The sequence below is a fragment of the Streptosporangiales bacterium genome (assembly GCA_009379955.1).
Taxonomy (GTDB): domain Bacteria; phylum Actinomycetota; class Actinomycetes; order Streptosporangiales; family WHST01; genus WHST01.
This window is the reverse complement of sequence record WHST01000178.1, coordinates 1-9809: the sequence shown is the minus strand read 5'-3', so window position 1 is coordinate 9809 and position 9809 is coordinate 1. Positions and strand designations below refer to the sequence as shown.

Here is a 9809-nt window from a genome sequence, read left to right as displayed (position 1 = left end):
GGTATTCACCCGAGTCGCCCAACGCCTGCTGGCCATGGCCGCCGGGATCTGGCACAACTGGACCACCGGCGTCACCAGCAAACGATCACTCACCGCCTACGACCACTGACCAGCAGCTTCACGGAATCATTCATCTAGAGGCGCGTCAGGGGCGGCGACCGAACCACGCCACCAGCCGGTCGTACGCACCCGCGTCGTCCGGCACGTCGACCACCGGACCGAACGGCACGTCACCGCCGCGTGGCTCGGCGGGCAGCATCGCGTGGGCGGACGCCAGTGCGGCCTCGGCGAGCTCTGGGTCGAGCATGGACGGGTCAGCCGTCGCCTTGGCGACGTCCCACGCGTGGGTCGCCAGCTCGCTGACGTAGCCGCGCAGCGCGAACCGGCCCGGCATCTCGCCCCACGGCAGGGTGAGGACCGCGTCGAGCACGGCGTCGTCCGACCAGGTCTTCTCGACCGCCGCGCGCGCGTCGCGGAACGCCTCTGCCACGCGGTCGTCGGGCACGTCGGTCGTGACCTGGGGCACCTCGAACGGGTGGCCGCCGCGTCCGACGGTGTCGATGCGCCGCAGCACGGAGATGAAGTGCCCGAGCAGCGTCCGCACGTCGTACTCGGCGCACGGTGTCGGCCCGCCGAGCTGGTCGGTGCGCACGGCGCCGACCACACGCTCGGCCTGGTCGGCGGCGCGGAAGAAGATCGGGCGGGGATCGGCGGTCGCCTGGCTGTCGGTGGTCACGTGGTGCTCCTTCTGTCGGTTCGATTCCTGACTGCCCCGAGTATGCGCGGGGATACCTGACATCAGTCGTCAGGTTTTTCTGAGATCCTCGACGCATGCGATCCGACCGGCTGCTCGCGACCCTCCTGCTGCTGCAGACGTACGGGCGCATGAGCGCGACCGACCTCGCCGGTCGGCTCGAGGTGTCGACGCGCACGATCTACCGTGACGTCGACGCGTTGGGCGCCGCCGGAGTCCCCGTCTACACCGAGCGCGGACGCCTGGGTGGTGTGGCGCTGGTGCCCGGCTACCGCACCGACGCGAGCGGCCTGACCGCGGACGAGGCGCGCGCTCTGTTCGTCTTCGCCGGACGCGACGCGAGTGCCGCCGTGGGCCTCGACGCCGCGCTCTCGTCCGCCCTGCGCAAGCTGATGAGCGCCCTGCCCGCCGCCCAGCGACCCGACGTCGACCGGGCGCGGGAGCGGGTCATCGTCGACCCGCGCCACTGGGGCAGGCAGGCCGAGCACCTCCCTCACCTCGACCTGCTCCAGCAGGCCGTGTGGACGGACCGCCGGGTGCGGGTCACCTATCTGCGCTCCGACCAGGTCGCCGGCGTCGACCGTCCCGGCTCCTACACGCTCGACCCGTACGGACTGCTCGTGAAGGCGGGCGTCTGGTACCTCATCGCCGCGCACCGCGGCGACACCCGCATCTTCCGCGTCTCGCGCGTCGACCGGGTGACCCTGCTCAGGCAGCCGGCGACCCGTCCCGCCGAGCTCGACCTCGAGGCGGAGTGGCGGCGGCTGCAGCGGGTCGACGAGCGCCGCGAAGGCGTCGCGATCGTGTTCCGGGTGCGCTCGGCGCGCACGGCGATGTTGTTCCGCATGTGCCGGTTCGCGATGACCACGCAGCCGCAGGTCGACCGCGACCACGACGCCGAGGGCTGGGACACCGTGGCGGTGTCGTTCCGCGTCGAGGCCGAGGCCGTCGCGATGCTGCTGGCGTTCGCCGCCGACGTCGAGGTCGTGTCGCCCGGATCGCTGCGCCGTTCGCTTCGCGACAGGGCACGCGAGGTGGTGCGCCTCTACTCCTGAGGCGTCGCTCTCAGAAGAGGCGGTCGGCGTCGCCGCCGAGGGCGCTGAGGGCCTGGGCGTGCAGCAGCCCGTTGGTCGCGAGCGCGTCACCGCCGTGCGGTCCTGCCGTGCCGTCGAGGCTGGTGAACCGTCCACCCGCCTCCTCGACGACGACGGCGAGTGCGGCGAGGTCCCACAGCGAGACCGACGGCTCCGCCGCGATGTCGACGGCGCCCTCGGCGACGAGGGTGTACGACCAGAAGTCGCCGTACGCCCGGGTGCGCCACACCTCGTCGGACAGGTCGAGGAAGGGCTTGAGCGAGCCGCGTTCGCGCCAGCCGGCGAGGTCGGAGTACGAGAGCGACGCGTCGCTCAACGTCGCGACGGAGGAGACCGAGCATCGCGAGGCGCCGGCGAGGCTCTTGCCCGTCCACGTGCCGCTGCCCCTCGCGGCCCACCAGCGGCGGCCGATCGCGGGTGCGGAGACGAGTCCGACCACCACGTCGTCGCCGTACATCAGCGCGATGAGCGTGGCCCAGACGGGTACGCCGCGCACGAAGTTGGCGGTGCCGTCGATCGGGTCGACGACCCAGCAGCGGGCACCGTCGCCCTGCCGGCCCTGCTCCTCGCCCAGCACGGCGTCGCGGGAGCGTACCCGGGAGAGCGTGCTGCGGATCGCGTCCTCCACCGCGGTGTCCGCGTCGCTGACCGGGGTGAGATCGGGCTTGGTCTCCACACGGAGGTCGAGCGACTTGAAGCGGCTCATGGTGATCGAGTCGGCGCCGTCGGCGAGCGTGTGGGCGAGGCGGAGGTCGTCGTCGAAGCTTGCCGTCGAATTCACGCCGCTCACGCTACCGGTACCCGCTGCTCGCGGCGGGTCACGCCGACGGTCCGTGTGCCGATCCGGTCACGTGGACCGACCGTGTGTAGGCGTCGACGGCGTCGACGGCGTCGTGGTCGAGCTCGACGCCGAGCCCCGGCCCTTCAGGGATCGAGACGACCCCCCGCGACGGCGTGGGCCCGTTGCGCAGCAGCGGGTCGCGCAGCGGGTTCTCCCGTACGTCGTACTCGACACCGGAGACGGGGGCCGCGCACGCCGCGAGCTGCAGCGTCGCGGCGTACCCGAGCGCGCCGCCGTAGAGGTGCGGCATGACGACCTTGCCCCGCTCGGCCGCGAGCCGACAGACGGCGAGCGCCTCGGTGAGGCCGCCGGCCTTGGTGACGTCGGGCTGGAGGACGGCGACGCCGGTCGAGTCGGCGAGCACGCGGAAGCCGCCGAGCCCGTAGACGTTCTCGCCGGTCGCGATGGCCAGGCCGGTGCGCCGGTGCAGCTCGTCGAGCTCGGCGACCCGGTCGCCGCGCAGCGGCTCCTCGATCCACGCGACGCCGGCCTCGCGGAGGACGGGTGCCATCGCGACGGCGTCGTCGAGCGTCCACGCCTGGTTGGCGTCGGCGTAGAGGGTGACCTCGCCGCCGAGCGCGTCGCGGGCGTCGGCGAGCGCCGCGGTGTCGCGGTCGCGTCCGAACCCGATCTTGACCTTCACCGCGGTGTGACCGTCGCGTACGCAGTCGGCGGCCTGCTCGCGCACGCCGTCGGGGCCGAGGCTGCTCGCGTACACCGGTGTCCGCGCGCGGATCCGGCCGCCGGCCAGCTCGGCGACCGACCGGCCCGCGGCCCTGCCCGCGAGGTCCCAGAGCGCCACGTCGACCGCACTGATCGCCTGCCGCACCGGACCCGGCGCGCCCCACTGCCGGCCGATCGGGTCGAGGACGCGGACGAGCTCGGCCTGCGTCGCGGCGACGTCGTCGACGGTCGCGCCGACGACGTGGGGGAGCACGCCCTCGCACAGCGTCGCGACCCGCTCCTGTGCCGCCCACGACGGGTAGTTGACCCAGCTCTCGCCGTACCCGACGAGGCCGTCGACCGTCTCCAGCTCGACGAGCACCATCGACCGGTGGGTGAGCGGCGCGAACGACATCGCGATGCCGTCGCTGGTCCTGGCGCTCAGCACCCGCACCCGCGCCCCGGTGACCACCCCGACCCCGTACGGCCCCTCGCTCACTGCCACTGCCCGTCCTCTCCACTTCACATGGCACTACCGGACGCCGACCCACTTCACATGGCACTACCTGGTCGGATGCGGCCTATGTCCCGATTCGTCGCCGGTAGTGCCATGTGAAGTGACGGGAGAGCAGGTAGTGCCATGTGAGGTGGGGTCATGCGCCGGCCAGCTCGTCGAGCAGGGCGCGGCGCAGGCGTGCGACGTGGGCACGGGCGGCGTTCTCGGCGGCGGCCGGGTCTCCCTTGCGGATCGCGGCGAGGATGGCGCGGTGGTCGCGGACGGCCTGGCGCGGACCTGCGGTCACGGTGGTGGTGCGCATTGCGAGCCTGACCTTGCCCTGGATCTCGTCGAGGACGCGCGTCACCTCGTCGTTGCCGCACTCGCGCCTGATCAGCTCGTGGAAGCGCATGTCGGCGTCCATGTGGCCGGACACGTCGGACGCGGCGACGACGCGTTCGTGCCCGGCGAGGACGTCGGCGAGCCGGTCGACGAGGCGGCGGCCGGCGTTCTCGACCGCGAGGCGGGCCGCGAGACCCTCCATCACCTCGCGCACCTCGTAGATGGCGACGAGGTCAGCCGCGGTGATCCTGGCGACGACGGCGCCGCGGCGGGGCACCTCGTGGGCGAGCCGGTGCTGGGTGAGGCGGAGTACGGCGTCGCGGACGGGGCTGCGGCTCACGGCGAGCCGCTCGGCGATGGCCGGCACGCTCAGCCGGGTGCCGGCGGGCAGTTCGCCGGAGAGGATCTCGTCGCGCAGTCGCTCGTACACGGTGTCACCGAGGCGATCCTCCGGCCTGGCCGTCACCCTGGTCAGCTCCCCGCCGTCGCTCCGCACCGTCCGCCCGTCGCATCTCGCTGCCTGAACCGACGGTTGACAGCACCGCGGTTGGCGAGAATGCTACATGCAGTTCTTCTCAATTACATGCAGTTCTGTCAAGGGAGGCGAGACGATGGGCCGGGCCGTTTCCGTCCTGGGGCTGGGGAACATGGGAGGACGGGCGGCCACGAGACTCGCCGCGGCAGGCGCGTCCGTGACCGGGTTCGACCCGCTGCCGGCGGCCAGGGATCGTGCCGCCGCCGACGACAACGTCACGGTGGTCGACACCGCCGACGCGGCCGTGCAGGGCGCCGAGGTCGTGCTCGTCTCGGTGCCGATGCCGGCCGACGTGCTCGCCCTCGCACGCGACGTTCTCGCCGGGCTGCCCGCCAACGCGGTCGTCGTCGACATCTCCACCATCGACCCCACGACCGCGCAGGAGGCGGCGCGCATCGTCGGTGCGGGCGGCGCGACGTACGTCGAGTCGCCGGTGCTCGGGCGTCCCGAGGCGTGTGGGGAGTGGACGCTCGTGGCGGGCGGTCCTGCCGACCGCATCGAGCATGTGCGCGACCTGCTCGAGCGCAGTATCGCCAAGCAGGTCGTGCACGCCGGCGACGTCGGCTCGGGTTCGACGGTGAAGCTGCTGAACAACCTGATGTTCGGTGCCATCAACGCGGTCACGGCCGAGGTGTTCAACGTCGCGCGGCTGGCGGGCGTCCCGCCGGAGCGGTTCGCCGCGATCGTCGGCACGTCCGGCGCCGCCACCGTGTCGCCGCTCTTCGGCCACCTCAGCAGGCGGATCCCCAGCGGCGACTTCTCGCCGAACTTCGGACTCGGCCTGCTGCAGAAGGACAACAGGCTCGCGCTGCAGCTCGCACGCCAGGTCGGCGGCCCGTCGTTCGTCGCGACGACGGTCGACCAGGTCAACGCACTCGCCGGACGCGACTGGGCGGCCGACGACACCAGCGCCGTGTACCGGCTCTACGAGAGACTCTCCCCGCCGACGGAGGCATGACGGCATGACGGCAACGACGCCCGGGACGATCACCGTCAGGACGAAGCGCGACATCATCGACTTCGTCGACTCCCATCCCAAGGGCACGCGCCGCACGAAGATCCTCGTCTTCATCGCGCTCGGCGGCATCTTCGTCGACGCGTACGACTTCACCAGCCTCGGCATCGGAGTCGACTCGCTGAAGGCCGAGTTCGCCCTTTCCGCGTTCCAGGTCGGCACGATGACCGCGGCGATGGCCGTCGGCGCGCTCCTCGGGGCACTGATCGGCGGCTATCTCGTCGACCGGATCGGCCGGTACAAGCTCTTCGTCCTCGACCTCATCCTGTTCGTGGTCGCCGCCATCGGTGCGGGTCTGAGTCCCAACCTCGAGGTGCTGCTCGTCTTCAGGTTCCTGCTCGGCTTCGGCGTGGGCGTCGACATGCCCGCGTCGTTCAGCTTCGTCGCGGAGTTCACCAACCGCGCGAGCAAGGGCAAGTACGTCAACATGTGGCAGTCGATGTGGTACGTCGCCGTGGTCGTCACGGGCCTCGTCGCGCTGCCGTTCTACTTCGCGGGTGTCGGCGGCGACCTGTGGCGCTGGGCGGTCGGGTTCGGCGCGGTGCCGGCGCTGATCGTCCTGCTGCTCCGATTGAAGTTCACCGAGGAGAGCCCGATGTGGGCCGCCCACCGGCTCGGGCTGCGCGAGGCCGCCAAGATCCTGGAGAAGAGCTACGGCATCACCGTGGTCGTCGACCAGGCCGCGGGCCAGGAGGCGGTGAAGCGGCTCCCCGGGTTCCGCGCGCTGTTCACCCCCAAGTACCGCGCCCGCACCGCGCTGGCCTCGCTCATCTCCGGCACGCAGTCCATGGAGTACTTCGCGGTCGGCTTCTACATCCCGGTCATCGTGGCGCTCCTGCTGGGCAAGGGCGTGCTCTTCGCGATCCTCGGCACGATCGTCATCAACCTCTTCGGCGTCCTCGGCGGCACGACGCAGCCGTTCCTCACGCAGAAGTGGGGGCTGCGCAAGCTCGCCATCACCGGGTACTGCATCGTCGCCGGATGCATGCTGCTGCTCGGCGTGGTGGGCGATGCGGTGCCCGGCGTCGTCGCCGCGCTGCTGGTCGGCGTGCTCATCTTCGGCCACTCGTTCGGCCCAGGTGCGCAGGGCAAGACGATGGCCGCGCTGTCGTACCCGACCGAGATGCGGGGCATCGGCATGGGCTGGGCCGAGAGCATGTCGCGGATCGGCACGATCCTCGGCTTCTACGTGTTCCCGCTCATCATGGCTGTCGCGGGCCTGTCGAAGACGATGCTCGCCCTGATGGTGATCCCGCTGACGGGACTGCTGGCGCTCGGTCTGATCAGGTGGGAGCCGATCGGCCAGGACGTCGAGACCCCGGAGGCCGAGGGAACGGCGACGACGCCGAGCACCGCCAGCTGACCGGCGAGGTCAGCGCCCCTTCGCGAGGAAGGTGCGCAGCCGTTCCAGCGGCCAGGTGGTGACGACGTCGTCGGGAGTGAGCCAGCCGCGCTGGGCCATGCCGACGCCGTACCGCATGTTGTCGAGGTGGCCGATCGCGTGTGAGTCGCTGTCGATCGCGAACCGCACGCCGTGCCGTCGCGCCCGGTCGACGTGGTCGTCCTTCAGGTCGAGGCGGTCCGGGTGCGCGTTGATCTCCAGGGCCGTGCCCGTACGCGCGCAGGCCGCGAACACCTCGTCGAGGTCGAAGTCGATCGCCGGACGCTTGCCCAGCTTCCGTGCGGTCGGATGGCCGATGACGTTGACGTGGGGGTTCTCGCAGGCGCGGACGATGCGGCGCGTCATCTCCTCCCGGCTCTGCCCGAAGTGCGAGTGCACCGAGGCGACGCACACGTCGAACCCGGCGAGGAACCCGGCGGGCCAGTCGACCTCGCCGTCGGGGTCGATGTTGAGCTCGGTGCCGTGCAGCAGAGTCATCGCCGGAAACCGTTCGGCCAGCTTCGCCACCCGCTCGCGCTGGGCGAGCATCTTCTCGTCCGTCATGCGCTGCATGACGAGGTTCGGCGCGTGGTCGGTGACGGCGTAGTACTCGTACCCGCGCACGGCCGCCGCGGCGACCATGTCGTCGAGCGACGCGAGGCCGTCCGTGAGGTCGGTGTGGGTGTGCAGGTCACCCCTGAGGTCGTCGACGGCGACGAGGGCGGGCAGCTCACCGCGCAGCGCCGCCTCGATCTCGCCGCGGTCCTCGCGCAGCGTCGGCGGGATCCACGGCAGCCCGAGCCGCTCGTAGACCTCCTCCTCGGTCTCCGACACGATGCGTTCGCCCGACTCCACGTCGAACAGGCCGTACTCCGACAGCTTGAGCTTCGCGCGTACGGCCCGCTCCCTCGTGCGGATGTTGTGCGCCTTGGACCCGGTGAAGTACTGCAGCGCCGCGCCCCACGCCACCGGCGGCACCACGCGCAGGTCGATCTGCAGGCCCTGGCGCGTGCGGATCGAGGTCTTGGTGTGGCCACTGGCGACGACCTCAGCGACGTACGGCAGCGCGGTGAACGCCTCCATCAGCGGCGCGGAGTCGTCGGACGCCGCGAGGATGTCGACGTCGCCGATGGTCTCGCGCATCCTGCGCAGGGAGCCGGCGTACGTGCACCTCACACAGCCGGGCACACCGGCGAGCGCGGCGACCGTCTCCTCGGCGAGCTCGAGCGCGACGTCGACGTGCACCCGGCCGCCGTCGGCGCGCAGCAGGTCGATGCCGTGCCGGATGTTCTCGGCGGTCTTCTCGCCGAAGCCCTTGAGATCGGCCAGCCGGCCGGCGTCGATCGCCTCGACCAGCTCGTCGACGGACGAGACGTGGAGCTCCTCGTAGAGCACCAGCGCCTTCTTCGGGCCCAGCGTCGGGATCGCGGTGAGCTGCCTGACCCCGTCCGGGATCTTCTCCCTGAGCGCCTCCACCTGGGCCATCCGCCCGGTGGCGAGGAACGCCGTGATCTTCTCGGCCAGTGACCTGCCGACGTTCGGGATGCCCTGCAGTCCCTTGACGTCGAGCTCGGCCACGTCGGCGTGGTGCCCGGCCACGGCCCGTGCCGCCTTCTCGTACGCGCGTGCCCGGTAGGCCTCGCCGCCGGTGATCGCAACGAGGTCCGCGTACTCTCGCAGGACCGCCGCGACCTCGTCGTTGGACCGTGCCATGGCCCGACCCTATGGCCGCGGTCCGAGCGGTGCCGGGTGAGGTGGACTCGGTCAACGCGCACCGTGTGCGCGCAGCGACTCGTAGATGCGTGTGTCCCGCCAGCGCGCCCACCACCGGGTCGAGGGTCTCGTGCACCGACGCGTGATCGAGCAGGCATGCCACCACGACCGGGCTGGCCGTCACGGCGTCGCGGATCGATGCGGCTTCCGAGGCGCCGAGATCCGGCAGGTCGCCGGCTCGGCCCGGGGTGCGGTTCCACACCGTCGTGGGGTGGCCTGCCCTGACCAGGGCGGCGGCGAGTGCGGCGCCCATCGCGCCGAGGCCGAGCGTCGTCACCGGAATCGTGGTCGTCGTCATTGCTCGATCCTCCGTGCCACCGGCGGGGTGGACAAGTACCCACTACCTTGTTCGGTACGTACTTCTTGGTAAGGAGGCAGGGGTGAAGGACACGCGGCGCAGTGGCCCCTACTTCTGCGGCATCGACGCGGCGATGGACGTCGTGTCGGGCAAGTGGAAGACGCTGATCCTCTGGGAGCTCGACACCCACGGCGCTCGCCGCTTCGGCGAGCTGCGCCGTGGCCTGCCCGGCGTGAGCGAGAAGATGCTCGTCCAGCACCTTCGTGAGATGGAGGAGGACGGTCTCGTCCATCGCGAGGTGTACCGCGAGGTGCCGCCGCGCGTCGAGTACTCGCTGACGCGCGACGGGCAGTCGCTCAACGAGGCGCTCGGCCCGCTGGGCGAGTGGGGCAAGGCACGGATGGTCCGCATCGGTGCCGAGCGAGTCCACGCCCCGGTCGACCGAGCGCCCACCCGTGTCCCGAAGGGCGGGGGTCCGGCCTAGTAGTACTTTGTTACGTGTGTCGCTACCGCTGATCCGGCTCGTGATGTGGTCGTGTTCTGATCCGTGACCCCGGAGGAGATGGACCAGGTCAGGCCGCGGCTGGTGGCGTTCGCTGCGGAGATGCTCGGCGGGC

Annotated in this window: 10 protein-coding genes and 1 pseudogene; 5 read left to right on the top strand and 6 right to left on the bottom strand. The window is 71.4% G+C overall.

The genetic code is table 11. The features are described 5' to 3' along the window. The coding region (locus GEV10_30640; protein ID MQA82764.1) for an IS982 family transposase at positions 1-109 on the top strand (109 nt) is incomplete at its 5' end. Between the two features lie 36 nt (positions 110-145). Here GEV10_30640 and GEV10_30635 read toward each other — a convergent pair. Then, positions 146-799 (bottom strand): TIGR03086 family protein, encoded by a 654-nt coding sequence (locus GEV10_30635; GenBank protein ID MQA82763.1) that lies wholly within the window; start codon positions 797-799, stop codon positions 146-148. Between the two features lie 32 nt (positions 800-831). On the opposite strand from GEV10_30635, the gene GEV10_30630 reads away from it, so the two are divergent. Further along, complete coding sequence (locus tag GEV10_30630) at positions 832-1809, top strand: WYL domain-containing protein (protein ID MQA82762.1); 978 nt, start codon at positions 832-834, stop codon at positions 1807-1809. 10 nt (positions 1810-1819) lie between these two features. On the opposite strand, the gene GEV10_30625 is transcribed toward GEV10_30630, so the two are convergent. From GEV10_30625 to GEV10_30615, 3 genes are all read right to left on the bottom strand, one after another. After that, a complete protein-coding gene (locus tag GEV10_30625; GenBank protein ID MQA82761.1) occupies positions 1820-2554 on the bottom strand; it encodes a histidinol phosphatase in 735 nt (244 codons plus the stop codon). A 112-nt stretch (positions 2555-2666) separates the two neighbouring features. Beyond that, on the bottom strand, positions 2667-3857 hold the full coding sequence (locus tag GEV10_30620) for a mandelate racemase/muconate lactonizing enzyme family protein (protein MQA82760.1): 1191 nt from the start codon (positions 3855-3857) through the stop codon (positions 2667-2669). Positions 3858-4005: 148 nt separating this feature from the next. Continuing rightward, a complete protein-coding gene (locus GEV10_30615; protein MQA82759.1) occupies positions 4006-4686 on the bottom strand; it encodes an FCD domain-containing protein in 681 nt (226 codons plus the stop codon). A gap of 67 nt (positions 4687-4753) precedes the next feature. Between GEV10_30615 and GEV10_30610 the strand changes: the two genes are divergently transcribed. Continuing rightward, positions 4754-5683, top strand: a complete 930-nt coding sequence (locus GEV10_30610; protein ID MQA82758.1) for an NAD-binding protein — start codon at positions 4754-4756, stop codon at positions 5681-5683. Between the two features lie 4 nt (positions 5684-5687). Continuing rightward, on the top strand, positions 5688-7103 hold the full coding sequence (locus tag GEV10_30605; protein MQA82757.1) for an MFS transporter: 1416 nt from the start codon (positions 5688-5690) through the stop codon (positions 7101-7103). 9 nt (positions 7104-7112) lie between these two features. Here the strand turns inward: GEV10_30605 and polX are convergent, their stop codons facing one another. Both polX and GEV10_30595 read right to left on the bottom strand, forming a co-directional pair. Continuing rightward, positions 7113-8834: a DNA polymerase/3'-5' exonuclease PolX gene (gene polX, locus GEV10_30600; GenBank protein MQA82756.1), complete on the bottom strand. Its 1722-nt coding sequence runs from the start codon at positions 8832-8834 to the stop codon at positions 7113-7115. 97 nt (positions 8835-8931) lie between these two features. Further along, positions 8932-9192, bottom strand: a pseudogene (locus tag GEV10_30595) (NAD(P)-dependent oxidoreductase). Positions 9193-9325: 133 nt separating this feature from the next. On the opposite strand from GEV10_30595, the gene GEV10_30590 reads away from it, so the two are divergent. Next, positions 9326-9676, top strand: a complete 351-nt coding sequence (locus tag GEV10_30590) for a transcriptional regulator (protein MQA82755.1) — start codon at positions 9326-9328, stop codon at positions 9674-9676. Positions 9677-9809: the final 133 nt, after the last annotated feature.